Below are 16,984 nucleotides of genomic sequence, written 5' to 3' on the forward strand. Positions count from 1 at the left end.
CGGTGACGCCAACTTCGCGGGTTCCGTCGGGATCGACACTCAGACGGTCACCTCGGCGTCGACGACGACTACGGTGACCTCCTCGCCCGACCCGTCCGTGGTGGGCGAGTCGGTGACGTTCACCGCCACCGTCACGCCGGTCGCACCGGGCGCGGGGACGCCCACCGGCACGGTCACCTTCGTCGCCACCAACGGGGTTACCACGGTGACCCTGACCGGGACCCTGGCCGGCGGCACCGTGAGTGTCACCACCAACGGGCTGGTGACAGCGGGGAGTTACCTGGTCACGGCGACCTATAGCGGTGACGGCAACTTCACGGGTTCCGTCGGGACCGACACCCAGACCGTAGGGCAGGCGTCGACGACGACCACGGTCACGTCGTCGCCCGATCCCTCGGTGGTGGGGCAGCCGGTGACGTTCACCGCCACGGTGGCGCCGGTCGCGCCCGGTGCGGGGACGCCCACCGGGACCGTCACCTTCGTCATCTCCGGCGGGCCGACGCTGACCGGCACCCTCTCCGGTGGCACGGCGAGCGTGACGACCAGTGCCCTCGCGGCCGGTACGCACACGGTGACGGCGACGTACAGCGGCGACGCCAACTTTGCGGGCTCCAGCGGCACCGACACCCAGACGGTCCTCCCGGCGGCGACGACGACCACGGTGACCACCTCGCCCGACCCGTCCGTCGTCGGGCAGTCGGTCAGCTTCACGGCGACAGTGGCGCCGGTCGCGCCGGGCGCGGGGACACCCACCGGCACGATCACCTTCGTCGCCACCAACGGGGTCACCACGGTGTCCCTGACCGGGACGCTGGTCGGCGGCACCACCACCGTGACCACCAACGGGCTGGTGACGGCCGGGACTTACCTGGTCACGGCGACCTACAGCGGTGACGCCAACTTCACTGGTTCCGTCGGGACCGACACCCAGACCGTGGGCCAGGCGGCGACCATCACCACCGTGACCTCGTCGCCGGATCCCTCGGTCGTCGGGCAGCCGGTGACGTTCACGGCGACGGTCGCGCCGGTCGTGCCGGGGGCAGGGGTGCCCACCGGGACGGTCACGTTCGTCATCTCCGGCGGCCCGACCCTGACCGGGACCCTCTCCGGCGGTACCGCCAGCGTGACGACTGACCACGTCACCGGACCCGTCCGTGGTGGGGGAGACGGTGACGTTCACCGCCACCGTCACACCGGTCGCGCCGGGCGCGGGCACGCCCACCGGCACGGTCACCTTCGTCGCGACCGACGGGCTCACCACGGTGATCCTTACCGGGACGCTGGTCGGCGGCACCACCACCGTGACCACCAACGGACTGGTGACGGCCGGGAGTTACGTGGTCACGGCGACCTACAGCGGTAACGCCAACTTCGCGGGTTCCGTCGGGACCGACACCCAGACCGTGGGCCAGGCGGCGACCATCACCACCGTGACCTCGTCGCCGGATCCGTCGGTGGTGGGTCAGCCGGTGACGTTCACGGCGACGGTGACGCCGGTCGCGCCGGGGGCAGGGGTGCCCACCGGGACGGTCACGTTCGTCATCTCCGGCGGCCCGACCCTGACCGGGACCCTCTCCGGCGGTACCGCCAGCGTGACGACCAGTCCGTCAGCTTCACGGCGACGGTGGCGCCGGTCGCGCCGGGCGCGGGCACTCCCACCGGGACAGTGACCTTCGTTGCCACCGACGGGCTCACGACGGTGACCCTGACCGGGACGCTGGTCGGCGGCACGGTCACCGTGACCACCAACGGGCTGGTGACGGCCGGGAGTTACCTGGTCACGGCGACCTACAGCGGTAACGCCAACTTCACGGGTTCCGTCGGAACCGACACCCAGACGGTCGTCCAGGCGGCGACCACGACCACGGTCACCTCGTCGCCGGATCCGTCGGTGGTGGGGCAGCCGGTGACGTTCACCGCGACCGTGGCGCCGGTCGCTCCCGGGGCGGGGACGCCCACCGGCACGGTCACCTTCGTCATCTCCGGCGGCCCGACCCTGACCGGCACGCTCTCGGGCGGTACCGCCAGCGTGACGACCAGTGCCCTGACCTCCGGTACGCACACCGTGACGGCGACCTACAGCGGTGACGCCAACTTCACGGGCTCCAGCGGCACCGACACCCAGACGGTCAACCCGGCGGCGACCACGACCACCGTGACCACCTCGCCCGACCCCTCGGTCGTCGGGCAGCCGGTGACGTTCACCGCCACCGTCACGCCCGTCGCGCCCGGCGCGGGGACTCCCACCGGGACGGTCACCTTCGTTGCCACCGACGGGCTCACCACGGTGACCCTGACCGGGACGCTGGTCGGCGGCACCACCACCGTGACCACCAACGGGCTGGTGACGGCCGGGACTTACCTGGTCACGGCGACCTACAGCGGTAACGCCAACTTCACCGGCTCCAGCGGTACCGACACCCAGACGGTCCTCCCGGCGGCGACCACGACCACCGTGACCTCCTCTCCCGACCCGTCCGTCTTCGGGCAGCCGGTGACCTTCACCGCCACCGTGGTGCCGGTGCCGCCGGGTGCGGGGGCGCCCACCGGGACGGTCACCTTCGTCATCTCCGGTGGTCCGACGCTGACCGGCACGCTCTCCGGCGGTACAGCCAGCGTGACGACCAGTGCCCTCACCCCGGGTACGCACACCGTGACCGCGACGTACAGCGGTGACGCCAACTTCACCGGCTCCAGCGGCACCGACACCCAGACGGTGATCCAGTCGGCGACCACCACCGCGGTGACCACGTCACCGGACCCGTCCGTGGTGGGGGAGACGGTGACGTTCACCGCCACCGTCACGCCGGTCGCGCCGGGCGCGGGCACGCCCACCGGCACGGTGATCTTCCTGGCGACCGACGGCCTCACCACGGTGACCCTCACCGGGACCCTGGCCGGCGGCACGGCCAGCGTGAGCACCAACGGGCTGGTGACGGCGGGGACTTACCTGGTGACCGCGACCTACAGCGGTGACGCCGACTTCGCGGGTTCCGTCGGGACCGACACCCAGACCGTGGGCCAGGCGGCGACCACCACTTCGGTGACCTCCGCTCCCGACCCGTCCGTGGCCGGGCAGCCGGTGACGTTCACCGCCACCGTCGCGCCCGTCGCGCCGGGCGCGGGCACGCCCACCGGGACCGTCACCTTCGTCATCTCCGGCGGCCCGACCCTGATTGGCACCCTCTCCGGGGGGACCGTTACCGTCACCGCCGCTCTGGACGCCGGTGCGCACACCGTCACCGCGACCTACAGCGGCGACGCCAACTACACCGGGTCCAGCGGGTCCGACACCCAGACGGTCAACCAGGCGGCGACCACCACCTCGGTGACCTCGTCGCAGAACCCGTCCGTGTTCGGGCAGCCGGTCACCTTCACCGCCACCGTCGCGCCGGTGGCGCCCGGGGCCGGCACCGTGACCGGCACGGTGACCTTCGTCATCAGCGGCGGCGGGGGCGGCACGCTGACCGCCACCGTCTCCGGGGGCACGGCGAGCGTCACCACCAGCTCCCTCGACGCCGGCGCGCACACCGTGACCGCGACGTACAGCGGTGACGCCAACTTCAGCAGTTCCAGCGACACCCTCACCCAGACGGTGAACCAGGCGTCGACGGTCACCACCGTCACCTCGTTCCCCGACCCGTCCACCGTCGGCAACACGGTCGTGTTCATCGCCTTCGTGGCGGCGGTGGCGCCGGGGGCGGGCATCCCGACGGGAACGGTCGCCTTCACCATCACCGACGGTGTGACCACCGTGAACCTCACCGGGACCGTGGACGGCAGCGGCGTCGCCGCCGTCAGCTCCCCGCTGGCCACGGCCGGGCTCTACACCGTCACGGCGGTGTACTCGGGTGACGGGAACTTCACCACGTCCAGCGACACCGACACCCAGACCGTGGTCTGACCTCCACCCGTTCCTGCGACCCGCGACACGGCGCCGGGCCGTCCCCCAGGGGCGGCCCGGCGTCCGCATGCGCCGCGCCGCCCCGGCCGGTCGCGCTACCGGCCCTTTGGTGCCGCCGCTGCCGGCTCGCTCTCCGGCTCGGTCCGCTCCGCCGCCGGCGCCTCCCCGAAGCGGGCCAGGACGAGCGCCCCGACCACCGCGCACGCGAAGCCGAGGACGGCCAGCGGGGCCAGGCCGGGCCGCGTCCGGTCGCCGAGCCAGGCGACGCCGACCAGCGCCGGGCCGATCGTCTCGCCGATCACCATGCCGGCGGTGGCGGCGGTGACCGAACCGCGCTGGAAGGCGGTCGTCAGCAGCAGGAACGCGGCGCCGCCGCCGATCAGCAGCGCGTAGCAGGCCGGGTTGGTGAGCAGCGCGGACGGGGCGAAGTCGTCGATGAGGCGGACCGCGACCTCCACCACGCCGAAGCCGCAGCCGGCGCCGAACCCGAGCGCCGCCGCCCGGGCGCGGTCCGGCAGCCGCCCGGCCACCGCCCCGGACGCGAGCACCGCCACCGCGAAGACCAGCACCGCGATCCGCAGCCCGGGCGTCCCCCGGAGGTGCCCCTCCTCCCCGGAGGCCAGCGCGAGCATCGCCAGACCACCGCAGACCACAGCCACCGCCAGCCACTCGCCGAGGCCGAGCCGGGTGTGCAGCACCGGCGCCGCCACCACCGCCGTCACCGCCAGGGTGGCCGCGAGCGCCGCGCCGACCGTGTAGATCGGCAGCGCCCGCAGCGCGACGAGTTCCAGCACGAACCCCAGGCCGTCCAGCGCCAGTCCGAGCAGATACCGCCACTGCCCCAGCACCCGCAGCAGCAGGCGCGGGTCGACGCCCGACCCCGTACCGGGGGCGGTGCCCCGCGCGGCCACCGCCTGCAGGACGGAGCCGGTGCCGAAGCACACGGCGGAAGCGAGGGCACAGATCATCCCAAGGAGCATGGAGCCGACTGTAGGGGGCGAGTCGGAAAGGCGGCAGGGCCGCGGCCCGGGGGCGGGCAGCGTCCCTCTAGGCTTGCCGGGCTCACACAGGTGACCGTTGACGGGGGATGCGGAAGATGGCCGAGAAAGCACGCCGACGGCTGCGGTCGAGCACGGTGGTCCTGGGCGGGATGGGCGCGCTGGCCGCGGCCCTGACGTCCTGCGGCTCCGAGCCCGACAAGCGCTGCGTGGACCGCAACAGCTACGACGTGGTCAAGGGCTACCGCGTCGTCGACGCCAAGAACTGCTCGGCGGGCGGCTCGTCCTCCGGGAGCGGCGCCACCGGCGGCGGGGGCGGCAGGAACGGCCGCGGCACGGGCAAGCAGTCGGTGGACGCCCAGTGGTACTACGACGGCAGCAAGGGCGGCTCGTACGCCGACCAGGGCACCTTCAGCAAGACCACCGCCGTCAACCGCGGCGGCTTCGGCTGCTCCGGCTCGGGCCACAGCTCCTCCGGCGGCCACCACGGCTCCTTCGGCGGCTGAGCGGACCCGGCACCGGCATGGAACGCCACACCATCCAGCCCCGCCCCGGCTGGCAGCAGACCGTCGAGGCGCAGGGCCTGATCTACCCGCTCACCCGCTACCCGGACGACTCGCTGCGCCCGTACTGGGACGAGAGCGCCTACTACGCGTTCACCCTCCCGGAGGTCGAGGCGCTGGAGGAGGTCGTCGAGGAGCTGCACGCGATGTGCCTGGCCGCCGCCGAGCACCTCGTCACCCGTGACCGCTTCGCCGACCTGGGGATCACCGACCCCCGGCTAGCCGGGCTGGTCGCCGAGTCCTGGCGGCGGCGCGCCGAACTCCCTTCCCTCTACGGGCGGTTCGACCTGCACTACGACGGCACCGGCCCGGCCAAGATGCTGGAGTACAACGCCGACACCCCGACGTCGCTGGTGGAGGCGGCCAGCCCGCAGTGGTTCTGGATGGAGGAGCGGTTCCCCGGCGCCGACCAGTGGAACTCGCTGCACGAGCGGCTGGTGGCGGCCTGGAAACGGCAGGCGCCGCTGCTGCCGCCCGGCGCGCCGGTGCACTTCGCGCACTCCGCGGGCGACGAGCTCGGGGAGGACCTGATGACCGTCGCCTACCTGGAGGAGACGGCCCAGCAGGCGGGCCTGGCGACCGTGTCGATCCCGGTGGAGGACATCGGCTGGGACCGGCTCGCGGGCCGCTTCGTGGACCAGCGGCTGCGCTTCGTGCGGGCCTGCTTCAAGCTCTACCCGTGGGAGTGGCTGGCCACCGACGACTTCGGCCCGTACGTCCTGGACACGCTCGACAACGGCGGCGGCACCGGCTCCACCCTGTGGATCGAACCCGCCTGGAAGATGCTGCTGTCCAACAAGGCGCTGCTGGCGGTCCTGTGGGAGCTGTACCCGGGCCACCCGAACCTGCTGCCCGCCTACCTCGACGGGCCGCGCGAGCTGGCGCACACCCGCGGGTACGCGGCCAAGCCGCTGCTCGGCCGGGAGGGCGCCGGCGTCACCCTGCACGAGCCGGGGGCCGAGCCGGTGCTGCGCGGGCCCGAGGACCCCTGCTGCTACCAGGAGCTGGCGCCGCTGCCGGACTTCGACGGCAACCGCGTCGTCCTCGGTGCGTGGGTCGTCGAGGACGAGGCGGCCGGGCTCGGCATCCGGGAGTCGGCCGGCCCGGTCACGGACGAGTACGCGCGCTTCGTGCCCCATGTGATCCGCTGAGCCCGCTGCGGCTGCGGCTGCGGCCGGTGCGGGCACGGCTCGCCGGGCTCTACGCCCGCGGCGTTCCGCCCGCCACCGATTCATCCGAACGCCTCCGCCGGAAGCCGGGGCCCGTCGCCGTCCGCGTCCGGCGCCTCGTCTGCGTCCGGCGCCTCGCGCTCGGCTTCGGTCAAGCGCGCGCCCCGGCTCTCGGCCACCCGGTGCACACGGACGAGGGCGGCGGTCAATTCAACTGCCAGCAGGTGCAATTCCCCGGGTGTCCAGGACCGTTCGCCGAGCAATTGGCGGGCTTCGTCGATGAGGTCGGTGGCCGAACCGAGCTGCTCCTCCTCCATCCGGTCGGCGATGCGGGAGACGTATCCGGTCCCGTCGCCCAACAGGAAGCACGGTTTCCCGTCCGGACCGGTCCACGGCAGCAGCCGCACGGTGCCCATGGTGTTCATCCCGTTGCCACCTCCGCCCCGTGCATCCGGCGCGGACCGACGTCGTACCCCTGGACGGCAAGCCATAACGCGCGACGCCGCTGACGCTGCAGGCGTCGCCGGTGCGGCTCTCCCCTCGTACCGGGCGGCGCGCCGGCCGACCGGTGGCCGCCTCGCGCGGGAAACAGCAACCGCAGCAGTCAGGGCGGGCGGATCAACGTATGCAAAAAATGCTCAAGCTCATCCACCCTCATCTCAGGAACCACGCCGCGCGGGAACTCCACGAACGCGCCCGGCTCATGATTCCGAGCTGAATTCCCGACTCCTGGCAGTTTCGCGCCCGGTCCCCGGGCCGGGGCATGGCACAGCGGGTGGCCGGGGCCGCTTTCGCCCGCCGGCCGCCCGCTGCCCGTCCGCCGCCCCCTTCATGCCCCCAGTACGTCCCGCAGCCGGGCCAGTCCCCAGTCCAGGTCCTCCTTGCTGATCACCAGCGGCGGGGCGAGGCGGATGGTGGCGCCGTGGGTGTCCTTGACCAGCACCCCGCGCGTCAGCAGCTCCTCGGAGACGGCCCGCCCGGTGCCGCGCGAGGGGTTGATGTCCACCCCGGCCCACAGGCCGCGGCCGCGGACCGCGTCCACCGCCCCGTCGCCCACCAGCAGCCCCAGCTCGCTGTGCAGATGGTCACCCAACTCCGTGGCGCGCTGCTGGAATTCGCCGGTCCGCAGCATCGCGATGACCTCCAGCGCCACCGCGCAGGCCAGCGGGTTGCCGCCGAACGTCGAACCGTGCTCGCCGGGCGCGAAGACGCCCAGCACGTCGCGGGACGAGACCACCGCCGACACCGGCACCACCCCGCCGCCCAGCGCCTTGCCCAGGACGTACACGTCCGGGACGACGTTCTCGTGCTCACAGGCGAAGGTCCGGCCGGTGCGGCCCAGGCCGGACTGGATCTCGTCGGCGATGAACAGCACGTTCCGGCGCCGGGTCAGCTCCCGTACGCCCGCGAGGTAGCCCGGCGGCGGCACCAGGACGCCCGCCTCGCCCTGGACGGGCTCCAGCAGAACGGCCACCGTGTCGTCGACGACGGCGGCCTCCAGCGCGGCGAGGTCGCCGTAGGGGACGACGTCGAAGCCGGGGGTGTACGGGCCGAAGTCGGCGCGGGCCTCGGCGTCGGTGGAGAAGGAGACGATGGTGGTCGTGCGGCCGTGGAAGTTGTTGTCGGCGACGATGATCCGCGCGCGGCCGTCCGGCACGCCCTTGATCTTGTAGCCCCACTTGCGGGCCGTCTTGATCGCCGTCTCGACCGCCTCGGCGCCCGTGTTCATCGGCAGCACCAGCTCCATCCCGCACAGCTCGGCCAGCTGCGTGCAGAAGTCCCCGAACCGGTCGTGGTGGAAGGCGCGGGAGGTGAGCGTGACCCGTTCCAGCTGGGCCCGGGCGGCGTCGAGCAGGCGGCGGTTGCCGTGCCCGAAGTTCAGCGCGGAGTAGCCGGCGAGCATGTCCAGATAGCGCCGGCCCTCCACATCCGTCATCCAGGCGCCCTCGGCGGTGGCCACGACGACGGGGAGCGGGTGGTAGGTGTGCGCGCTGTGGGCTTCGGCGGCGGCGATGCTGCGTTCCGTGGACGTCACCGGGTCTCCGTTTCGGTAGGCCGTACGGGGCATATGCGCCGATATGCCCCTCTATAGTGCCGCGCGAGCGGTGTGTTCGGAAGCCGCGCGGGCGGTCGGGTGGTCCCGGCTCCGCCGGGTGCGGCGTCTAGACTCGGCGGTGCGCATCGCGACTGGCGTACGGGGAAGCGACCCCGAGGGAGCGGTGCGCGGCCACCATCACGAGGTGCCGCCCGCCTGGGCACCCGGGACCCGACCGGACCACCGATCGAGCGCCCCGGAGGACGCCATGTCACTTACCTCTCCGCACCCCGCCCCGCATGCCGCGCTGCGCGCCACCGACCCCGAACTGGCCGCTCTCGTCGTCGCCGAGGAGCGGCTCCAGGCCGACACGCTGCGGCTGATCCCCAGCGAGAACTACGTCTCCGCCGCCGTCCTGGAAGCCACCGGCACCGTCCTCCAGAACAAGTACAGCGAGGGGTACGCGGGCCGTCGCTACTACGAAGGCCAGCAGAACATCGACCGCGTCGAGACGCTGGCCGTCGAGCGCGCCAAGGCCGTCTTCGGCGTGGAACACGCCAACGTCCAGCCGTACTCCGGCTCGCCGGCCAACCTCGCCGCCTACCTGGCCTTCGCCGAGCCCGGCGACACGGTGCTGGGCATGGCGCTGCCGATGGGCGGCCACCTCACCCACGGCTGGGGTGTCTCGGCGACCGGCACGTGGTTCCGCGGCGTCCAGTACGGCGTACGCGCCGACAGCGGGCTCATCGACTTCGACGAGGTGCGCGACCTCGCCCGCAAGGAACGCCCGAAGATCATCTTCTGTGGCGGTACGGCCGTCCCGCGCACCATCGACTTCGCCGCCTTCGGCGAGATCGCCCGGGAGGTCGACGCCGTTCTGGTCGCCGACATCGCCCACATCGCCGGGCTGATCGCGGGCGGCGCCCACCCGTCGCCCGTGCCGCACGCGGACGTCATCTCCACCACCACGCACAAGACCCTGCGCGGGCCGCGCGGCGCCATGCTGATGTCCCGGGCGAGCCACGCCAAGGCCGTCGACAAGGCCGTCTTCCCCGGCCTCCAGGGCGGCCCGCACAACCACACCACCGCCGCCATCGCGGTCGCGCTGCGCGAGGCGGCCGCCCCGTCCTTCCGGGACTACGCGCACGCCGTCGTCGCCAACGCCAAGGCGCTCGCCGAGGCGCTGCTGGCCCGCGGCTTCGACCTGGTCTCCGGCGGCACCGACAACCACCTGGTGCTGATCGACCTCACCTCCAAGGACGTCCCCGGCAAGGTCGCCGCCAAGGCCCTGGACCGGGCCGGCATCGTCGTCAACTACAACACCGTCCCCTTCGACCCCCGCAAGCCCTTCGACCCCTCCGGCATCCGCATCGGCACCCCCTCGCTCACCTCCCGCGGACTGGGCGCGGACCGGATGCCGCTGGTCGCGGAGTGGATCGACCGCGGCGTACGGGCCGCGGCGAACGGCGACGAGGAGACCCTGTCGGTGATCCGCACGGAGGTCGCCGAACTGATGGCGGCCCACCCGGCCCCGGGCCTGCCCGTCGGCGGCTGACCCCCGGGGTCTGCGCGTTGGCGGCCGACCCCGAGGCTGTGTGTCGGTGGCTGGCCTCTGGGTCTGCCTGTCGGTGCCTGGCCCGGGGTCTGCCTGTCGGCGCGCCTGCCCTCCGGACCTGCCCGTCGGCGCCTGGCCCGGGGCCGCCCTCGGTGCCTGGCCCCGGGTCTGTCCCTCGGCGCCTGACCCGGCGCCCCCGGGGGCCTGACACCCCGGGGCCTGCCCCCCGGGCCTCCCCCCGAGGGCCTGTTCCCGCGCCTCCCCCGAGGCCCCGCCCCCCGGGAATACCCCCCGGTAACCCCCGCGTTGAGGCCCCGAGGGGGCCCGCGCATCCCCTACGGGATGTGTTCGGCCGCCCCCCAGGGGCCTCCACGCCCGGGGAGCCCGCGCGACCTGAGACAATCGGTGCCATGGCTCTTGATCGCCCGCCCGTCGCCCACCACCGCCCTCAGGGGGATGGCTCCGCCATGCAGCACCGCCCGCGCGTACTCTCCGGTATCCAGCCCACGGCCGGCTCCTTCCACCTCGGCAACTACCTCGGTGCGGTGCGCCAGTGGGTGGCGCTTCAGGAGTCCCACGACGCCTTCTACATGGTCGTCGACCTGCATGCGATCACCGTTCCGCAGGACCCGGCCGAGCTGCGCAGCAACACCCGGATCGCGGCCGCCCAGCTGCTCGCGGCCGGCCTCGACCCGGAGCGCTGCACCCTCTTCGTGCAGAGCCATGTGCCCGAGCACGCCCAGCTCGCCTGGGTCATGAACTGCCTCACCGGCTTCGGCGAGGCGTCCCGCATGACCCAGTTCAAGGACAAGTCCGCCAAGCAGGGCGCCGACCGCACCTCCGTCGGCCTGTTCACGTACCCGGTCCTCCAGGTCGCGGACATCCTGCTCTACCAGGCCCACCAGGTCCCGGTCGGCGAGGACCAGCGCCAGCACATCGAGCTGACCCGCGACCTCGCCGAGCGCTTCAACACCCGCTACGGCGACACCTTCACGATCCCCGCGCCGTACATCCTCAAGGAGACGGCGAAGATCTACGACCTGCAGGACCCGTCGGCCAAGATGAGCAAGTCGGCCGCCAGCCCCAAGGGTCTGATCAACCTCCTCGACGACCCGAAGGTCAGCGCGAAGAAGGTCAAGAGCGCCGTCACGGACACCGACACCGTGATCCGCTACGACGCCGAGAACAAGCCGGGCGTCTCCAACCTCCTGACGATCTACTCCACCCTCACGGGCGCCTCGATCGCGGAGCTGGAGCAGAAGTACGAGGGCAAGATGTACGGCGCTCTCAAGACCGATCTCGCCGAGGTGATGGTCGACTTCGTCACACCGTTCCGGGACCGCACCCAGGAATACCTGGACGACCCCGAGACGCTGGACTCGATCCTGGCCAAGGGCGCGGAGAAGGCGCGTGCGGTCGCCGCGGAGACCCTCGCCACCACGTATGACCGGCTCGGATTCCTGCCGGCCAAGCACTGACGGGACCGTCCGCGCGGCCCGCCCGGGCGGCCCGCGCGACGCCCGCAGAACCAGGGGCCCCCACCTGCGGGGGCCCTTGTGCCTGCCCGCAACAGAGCCGAGGACGCTCCCCGCGAAGGGCGCGCACCCGGCACACTAGGAGGGTGCGCGAGCGCGCCGCACACACGTCAGGAGGGAGAACGCAGTGGGGACCGTAACGCTGGGCGTTTCGATCGCGGTCCCGGAGCCGTACGGCCGCTTCCTCCAGCGGAAGCGCGCGGGCTTCGGGGACCCCGCCGCACACGGCATCCCCACGCACATCACCCTCCTCCCGCCGACGGAGGTGCACACCGACGCGCTGCCCGCCGTCGAGCGCCACCTCGCCGAGGTCGCGGCCGGCTGCCGCCCCTTCCCGCTCCGCCTGGAAGGCACCGGCACCTTCCGCCCGCTCTCCCCGGTCGTCTTCGTGAAGGTCACCGAGGGGGAGGCCGGCTGCACCGCGCTCCAGGCCCGGGTGCGCGCCACCTCCGGCCCCTGCGCCCGTGAGCTGCAGTTCCCGTACCACCCGCACGTGACCGTCGCCCACGGCATCGCCGAGGCGGCCATGGACCGCGCCCAGGACGAGCTGAGGGACTTCTCCGCCACCTGGACGATCAGCGGCTTCGCCCTCTACGAGCAGGGCGCGGACGCGGTGTGGCGCCTGGAGCGGGAGTACCCCTTCGGCCCCCGCACGGCAGCCGTCCCCCGCCAGGCCGCCGACCTCTCCCGTCCGCCCGCCCCCTCCTGCTGAGCGGTGCCCGCTCCGGGCCGTGCCCGGCCGGCGGTCCACACGATGGCCCACGCCGACGCATGAGCGGCGGTGTTCCCGGGGTACGCGGACGCTAGGGCTCCGGATCGGCCGGGCCACCCGCCGCACAACCGGCCCGGGCCGGCGGGCAACGGGGGCACAAGGGGAACGCCATGGACTGGCTGAGCAAGCTGCCGGTGATCGGACCGGCCGTCACCTGGCTGATGACCACCCACCTCTGGCGCGCCTACCAGCGCATGCTGCGGGTGAAGTGGACCCGGCTCTCCGCGGCGATCACCTTCACCAGCTTCGTCGCCCTGTTCCCGCTGCTCACCGTCGCCGCCGCGATCAGCGCCGCGCTGCTCGGCCCCAGCGGGGTGCACAAGCTGCAAACCAAGATCGCCGAGCAGATCCCCGGCATCGCCCAACAGCTCGACCTCGCCTCACTCGTCGACAACGCCACCACCATCGGGCTGGTCGCCGGTGGCGTGCTGCTGCTCACCGGCATCGGCTGGGTCGAGTCGCTGCGCGACTGCCTGCGCGCCGTGTGGGAGAAGGACGACGAGGAGGACAACTTCTTCCTCGGCAAGCTCCGGGACGGCGCCCTGCTGCTCGGCCTCGGCGGCGTCGCGGTGCTCTCGGTCGCCTGCTCCACCTTCGCCTCCGCGGCGGTCGGCAAGGCGGCCGACGCGATCGGCCTGCCGGAGGGCGGGGCCGGCGCCGTCCTGCTCTCGGTCGCCGGCTTCTGCATCGCCGTCCTCGCGGACTTCCTGCTGCTGGCCTACATCCTGACCAGGCTCCCCGGCGCCCATCCGCCGCGGCGCGCCGTGGTGGTCGCCGGCCTCATGGGCGCGATCGGCTTCGAACTGCTCAAGCTGCTGCTCAGCGGCTACCTCAGGGGCGTCGCCTCGCGCAGCATGTACGGCGCCTTCGGCACGCCGATCGCCCTGCTGCTGTGGATCAACTTCACCGCGAAGCTGCTGGTGTACTGCGCCTCGTGGACGGCCACCCAGGAGGAGACGGACGAGGCGGAGGAGAGGGAGGAGACGGAAGGCGCGGAGGAGGCGGACGGCGCGGGTGTCCGGGAGCGGGCGGACGGGGCCGACGGGCCGGACGGTACCGCGACGGCACCCGAGGGGCGGGAGGGCTGAGCCCCCGCCGCCCCGCGGCCGTGTCTCACCTGCCCGAGCGCCGCCCCCGCCCGCGGACCAGCGCCGGCAGCGGCCACCTGCGGTGCACGGCCAGCCCCACAAGACCCAGCAGCACCACCGCGCCGCCGCCGATCCCCACCGCGGTCCAGGCGCCGCCCGGCCCGCCGGTGCTGTCCAGCGCGGCCTGGTTGCTGTCGTTCGCGCCCTTGCGGTGCTTCGCGGGGGCCACCGCGCCCCGGCCGTCGTCCTCGCTGCGCGGCCCGACCAGCCGGCCGACCGGCTCCACCTTGTCGGCCGCGGCGAAGCCCCAGTCCAGCAGCTGCGCGGCCTCCCGGTACGCCTCGTTGTGCACCTTCTTCGCCGGGTTCATCACCGTCACCAGCAGCTTGCGGTCGCCCCGCTGCGCCACGCCGGTGAAGGTCGAACCGGCGTTGGTGGTCGAGCCGTTCTTCACCCCGGCGATCCCCGGGTACGGCTTCATGTCGTAGTCGCCGCTGAGCAGCCGGTTGGTGTTCTGGATGCCGAACGTCGCGCGCTTGCCGTCCTTGCCCTTGTCGCCGGGGAACTGGGCGCTCGCCGTCGAGCAGTACTCGCGGAAGTCGGCGTTCTGGAGCCCGGCCCGCGCGAACAGGCTCAGGTCGTACGCGCTGGAGACCTGCCCCGGCGCGTCATAGCCGTCCGGCGTCACGACGTGCGTGTCGTTGGCGTTCAGCTCCTTGGCGTGCTGCTGCATCTGCGCGACGGTGGCCGCCGTGCCGCCGTTCATCGCCGAGAGCGTGTGCACCGCGTCGTTCCCGGACCGCAGGAAGACCCCGAGCCACAGGTCGTGGACCGTGTAGGTGAGGTTCTCCTTTATCCCGACCAGGCTGCTGCCCACGCCCATGCCGGCGAGGTCGGCGGGCTTGACGGTGTGCTTCTGGTTCTTGGGGAACTTCGGCATCACGGTGTCCGCGAACAGCATCTTCAGGGTGCTGGCCGGCGCGAGCTGCCAGTGCGGGTTCTTCGCGGCCAGCACCTTGCCGGACTCGGCGTCCGAGACGATCCACGACCGGGCGGTCAGCGCGTCCGGGCCCGGCAGCTTCGGCGCCCCGGGCTTCGGCTGCACGTGGACGCCGGGCGTACCCAGCCGGTCCCCGCCGATCTGCGACATCTTCGCCGGCGGCGCCGGGGCCTTGGGGTCGGCGTGGGCGGTGCCGGCCAGCAGCGGGGTGCCCAGCAGCCCGGTGGCGGCCAGCGCGGCGACGGTGCGCAGGGGGAAGCCGTTACGCGCCGCGCGTCCGGCGCTGCCGGTCGCGGCGGAGGCGGCCGGGGCGAGCGGTCCGGTGGCGGCCGTGGAAGCCGTGGAAGCACAGAAGGTCGTCGGCACGTCGGTGAACGTACCCCCCTTTGCCCCCGCCGCCGACAGCACCCCACGGAAGAGTGCCCCTCCCGACCGCCGGATGGAGCCGCTGCCCATACTGGAACGCATGCTGCGTTCCTCGGCGGACTCTCCCCGCACCCCCACGACTCTCTCGCGCCCGGTGGCCTGGTTCCTGCTTGCCTTCGGGGTGTGGAGCTGGTTCATCTGGATCACTTTCGTCAAGAACCTCTGGAAGGACGGGAGCGGTCTCGCCTTCGACGACGCGGGTGACCCGACCGCCTACTTCTGGGTCCATCTCCTGCTCGCGGTGGCTTCCTTTCTCTTGGGGACGGCAATCGGCGTGATCGGGTTCCGTGGCGTACGGGCGCTGCGCCGGCAGCAGGCGCAGGGTGCGGACCGGCACCCCGCCGACGACCGGACCGACGCCGCCGGCTGACCCGAGACGCGCCCGGATCCCTCACGTTGGGTGAAACGCCGTGCTCATCGGGCGATGTGAGCGAATCGTCGCCACGGACGCCGCTTCGGGCATTTCGCCGATCGGCTTCGGGCGGTCACAATCACCCAGCGACCCTCCCCGTTTTCCCCTTCGGACCCGGTCCTGCCCGTGTGCGGCGACGGCTGCCGCAGCCGTCCCGTGGGGCCCGGGTGCGCGGGGCTGGGGTGGGCGCCTGTCGGATTCCGTGAAGGAGATGATCTCCCCCGAGGAGGTACGTAGGTGGAAGGAAGGCTGGCCATGACGTCGGATGCGCGTGACGAGGTCGAGCGGTTCATCCTGGGAGACCGGTTCTCCTGTCTGGCGGGTCGTTCCGCCTGGCGCCAGGGAGGCATCGCACACCGGCACTATGACCTGCTGGGGGGCGCGGAGTCGGCCCGTCTGATGGCGCTCGATCTCGCGGAGTTCGTCGGTTCGGCGAACTGGAGCGCCCGGACGTTCACGAGTTTCGTCGCGACCTTCGAGCAGCCGCGCGGGGTGGACGAGCTGCGCTTCGAGGAGCTGCTCTGGCAGCACCTCCAGCTGCTGCACGAACAGGACGCGGAGAACCACCACTGGGCGGAGGGCTATTCCTCGGACCCGCAGGCCAGAGAATTCGCGTACAGCGTGGCCGGTCATCCGTTCTTCGTGATCGGGCTGCACGAGACCCACCGCCGGTGGGGCCGCCGCCCGCCCTTCCCGATGCTGGCCTTCAACTCCCACGAGCAGTTCACCCGGATCAAGGGCGCCGGGATGTGGGACCGGCTGGCGGAGAAGATACGCAAGCAGGACATCAAGCTGCAGGGCGACATCAACCCCAACCTCCACGAGTACGAAGAACTCTCCGAGGCCCGCCGCTACTCCGGCCGCCCCAAGCCCCCCGAGTGGCAGTGCCCCTTCGCGGCCCGCGAGACGGACCGGGAACGCGAACTGGCGCCCACGGGGGTGTGAGCCCGGCGGCCGGCTCTCCGGCCCGCCCCTCCGGCCCGCCCATGAGGGCGGGCCGTCCCTCCCCACACGCCCCGTACACCCCGTACGCCTCCTGGGCGCCCCTCTCCCGCACGCGTCCCTCCCCGCACAATGGATAGCGTGCGTGCTCAGCCGTCGCAGGAGCGCGCAACCGTAAGGGGAGACGCCGTGATCTTTGCCCTGATCGTGGTCCCGGTGCTCGGGCTGTTCTTCGGGGTGCACCGCTATCTGTGGTGCCGGCTCGTCCGCGACACGACCACGCCGGGCAGCCGGCCGCGGCGGGCGGGCACGGCGGCCCTCGTCGTGCTGCCGCTGCTCGCCCTCGGCGCCCTGCTCGCCGGCCGGGCCGGCCTGCCCTTCCTCCTCCAGCAGGTGCTGGCCTGGCCCGGCTACCTGTGGCTGGCGCTCGTGCTCTACCTCGTGCTGGGCCTGCTGGCCGGCGAAGTCGTGCGCGCGGTGTGGCTACGGGTTCCGGCCCGCCGCAAGGACCGCGAGCCCGACGCGCCCGCCACGGCCGGGCCCTCCGTCCCGGCCCCCGCCCCCGCGCCCGACGCCTCCCGGGCC

General features: G+C 72.8%; 14 protein-coding genes, 3 pseudogenes and 1 riboswitch. Of the genes and pseudogenes, 12 read left to right on the forward strand and 5 right to left on the reverse strand.

From position 1 onward, the window contains the following. Positions 1–112 precede the first annotated feature (112 nt). Positions 113–877: pseudogene (locus OO62_RS41835) on the forward strand (Ig-like domain-containing protein); the annotation flags it as partial. A gap of 5 nt (positions 878–882) precedes the next feature. Here OO62_RS41835 and OO62_RS40140 read toward each other — a convergent pair. Continuing rightward, the gene (locus tag OO62_RS40140; RefSeq protein WP_033271855.1) at positions 883–1,143 is read right to left on the reverse strand and encodes a hypothetical protein; all 261 of its coding nucleotides are present in this window, start codon (positions 1,141–1,143) and stop codon (positions 883–885) included. Positions 1,144–1,169: 26 nt separating this feature from the next. Here OO62_RS40140 and OO62_RS35515 point away from each other — a divergent pair, with 26 nt between their 5' ends. Both OO62_RS35515 and OO62_RS39810 read left to right on the forward strand, forming a co-directional pair. Beyond that, complete coding sequence (locus OO62_RS35515; protein ID WP_169748618.1) at positions 1,170–1,670, forward strand: Ig-like domain-containing protein; 501 nt, start codon at positions 1,170–1,172, stop codon at positions 1,668–1,670. After that, on the forward strand, positions 1,625–3,904 hold the full coding sequence (locus OO62_RS39810) for a beta strand repeat-containing protein (protein ID WP_078617538.1): 2,280 nt from the start codon (positions 1,625–1,627) through the stop codon (positions 3,902–3,904). The genes OO62_RS35515 and OO62_RS39810 overlap by 46 nt, the downstream gene beginning before the upstream one ends. A 95-nt stretch (positions 3,905–3,999) precedes the next feature. Here OO62_RS39810 and OO62_RS35525 read toward each other — a convergent pair whose 3' ends face one another. Next, the gene (locus tag OO62_RS35525; protein WP_228332515.1) at positions 4,000–4,884 is read right to left on the reverse strand and encodes a hypothetical protein; all 885 of its coding nucleotides are present in this window, start codon (positions 4,882–4,884) and stop codon (positions 4,000–4,002) included. Between the two features lie 116 nt (positions 4,885–5,000). On the opposite strand from OO62_RS35525, the gene OO62_RS35530 reads away from it, so the two are divergent. After that, on the forward strand, positions 5,001–5,408 hold the full coding sequence (locus OO62_RS35530) for a hypothetical protein (RefSeq protein WP_033271869.1): 408 nt from the start codon (positions 5,001–5,003) through the stop codon (positions 5,406–5,408). Between the two features lie 17 nt (positions 5,409–5,425). Beyond that, positions 5,426–6,616 (forward strand): glutathionylspermidine synthase family protein, encoded by a 1,191-nt coding sequence (locus tag OO62_RS35535; RefSeq protein WP_033271858.1) that lies wholly within the window; start codon positions 5,426–5,428, stop codon positions 6,614–6,616. An 80-nt stretch (positions 6,617–6,696) separates the two neighbouring features. On the opposite strand, the gene OO62_RS35540 is transcribed toward OO62_RS35535, so the two are convergent. Together OO62_RS35540 and rocD are read right to left on the reverse strand one after the other, a co-directional pair. Further along, positions 6,697–7,059, reverse strand: a complete 363-nt coding sequence (locus tag OO62_RS35540; protein ID WP_033271859.1) for a hypothetical protein — start codon at positions 7,057–7,059, stop codon at positions 6,697–6,699. 404 nt (positions 7,060–7,463) lie between these two features. Further along, positions 7,464–8,669 (reverse strand): ornithine--oxo-acid transaminase, encoded by a 1,206-nt coding sequence (gene rocD, locus OO62_RS35545; RefSeq protein WP_033271860.1) that lies wholly within the window; start codon positions 8,667–8,669, stop codon positions 7,464–7,466. A 138-nt stretch (positions 8,670–8,807) separates the two neighbouring features. Beyond that, positions 8,808–8,898, forward strand: a riboswitch (ZMP/ZTP riboswitch). A gap of 39 nt (positions 8,899–8,937) precedes the next feature. On the opposite strand from rocD, the gene OO62_RS35550 reads away from it, so the two are divergent. From OO62_RS35550 to OO62_RS35565, 4 genes are all read left to right on the forward strand, one after another. Beyond that, complete coding sequence (locus tag OO62_RS35550) at positions 8,938–10,224, forward strand: serine hydroxymethyltransferase (protein WP_033271861.1); 1,287 nt, start codon at positions 8,938–8,940, stop codon at positions 10,222–10,224. A gap of 467 nt (positions 10,225–10,691) precedes the next feature. Continuing rightward, positions 10,692–11,702, forward strand: a complete 1,011-nt coding sequence (gene trpS, locus OO62_RS35555) for a tryptophan--tRNA ligase (protein WP_033271862.1) — start codon at positions 10,692–10,694, stop codon at positions 11,700–11,702. Between the two features lie 184 nt (positions 11,703–11,886). Continuing rightward, complete coding sequence (locus OO62_RS35560; RefSeq protein ID WP_033271863.1) at positions 11,887–12,471, forward strand: 2'-5' RNA ligase family protein; 585 nt, start codon at positions 11,887–11,889, stop codon at positions 12,469–12,471. 170 nt (positions 12,472–12,641) lie between these two features. Continuing rightward, positions 12,642–13,619, forward strand: coding sequence for a YihY/virulence factor BrkB family protein (locus tag OO62_RS35565; RefSeq protein ID WP_033271864.1), 978 nt, complete (start codon positions 12,642–12,644; stop codon positions 13,617–13,619). Positions 13,620–13,644: 25 nt separating this feature from the next. Here OO62_RS35565 and OO62_RS35570 read toward each other — a convergent pair whose 3' ends face one another. After that, complete coding sequence (locus OO62_RS35570) at positions 13,645–15,075, reverse strand: D-alanyl-D-alanine carboxypeptidase family protein (RefSeq protein WP_033271865.1); 1,431 nt, start codon at positions 15,073–15,075, stop codon at positions 13,645–13,647. A 10-nt stretch (positions 15,076–15,085) separates the two neighbouring features. On the opposite strand from OO62_RS35570, the gene OO62_RS35575 reads away from it, so the two are divergent. The 3 genes and pseudogenes from OO62_RS35575 to OO62_RS35585 form a co-directional block, all read left to right on the forward strand. Then, complete coding sequence (locus OO62_RS35575) at positions 15,086–15,415, forward strand: SCO4848 family membrane protein (RefSeq protein ID WP_051733888.1); 330 nt, start codon at positions 15,086–15,088, stop codon at positions 15,413–15,415. Positions 15,416–15,712: 297 nt separating this feature from the next. Next, a pseudogene (gntA, locus tag OO62_RS35580) lies at positions 15,713–16,339 on the forward strand (guanitoxin biosynthesis heme-dependent pre-guanitoxin N-hydroxylase GntA); the annotation flags it as partial. A 249-nt stretch (positions 16,340–16,588) separates the two neighbouring features. Further along, a pseudogene (locus OO62_RS35585) lies at positions 16,589–16,984 on the forward strand (metallophosphoesterase); the annotation flags it as partial.

The organism is Streptomyces lydicus, from assembly GCF_000717345.1.
GTDB lineage: Bacteria > Actinomycetota > Actinomycetes > Streptomycetales > Streptomycetaceae > Streptomyces > Streptomyces lydicus.

Excerpts from the sequence above, each read along its gene's own strand:
- OO62_RS35530 (WP_033271869.1), top strand. The coding sequence starts at position 5,001 with ATGGCCGAGAAAGCACGCCGACGGCTGCGGTCGAGCACGGTGGTCCTG.
- OO62_RS35565 (WP_033271864.1), top strand. The coding sequence starts at position 12,642 with ATGGACTGGCTGAGCAAGCTGCCGGTGATCGGACCGGCCGTCACCTGG.
- OO62_RS35570 (WP_033271865.1), bottom strand. The coding sequence starts at position 15,075 with ATGGGCAGCGGCTCCATCCGGCGGTCGGGAGGGGCACTCTTCCGTGGG.
- trpS (WP_033271862.1), top strand. The coding sequence starts at position 10,692 with ATGCAGCACCGCCCGCGCGTACTCTCCGGTATCCAGCCCACGGCCGGC.
- OO62_RS35550 (WP_033271861.1), top strand. The coding sequence starts at position 8,938 with ATGTCACTTACCTCTCCGCACCCCGCCCCGCATGCCGCGCTGCGCGCC.
- OO62_RS35540 (WP_033271859.1), bottom strand. The coding sequence starts at position 7,059 with ATGAACACCATGGGCACCGTGCGGCTGCTGCCGTGGACCGGTCCGGAC.
- OO62_RS35525 (WP_228332515.1), bottom strand. The coding sequence starts at position 4,884 with ATGCTCCTTGGGATGATCTGTGCCCTCGCTTCCGCCGTGTGCTTCGGC.
- OO62_RS35535 (WP_033271858.1), top strand. The coding sequence starts at position 5,426 with ATGGAACGCCACACCATCCAGCCCCGCCCCGGCTGGCAGCAGACCGTC.
- OO62_RS35575 (WP_051733888.1), top strand. The coding sequence starts at position 15,086 with ATGCTGCGTTCCTCGGCGGACTCTCCCCGCACCCCCACGACTCTCTCG.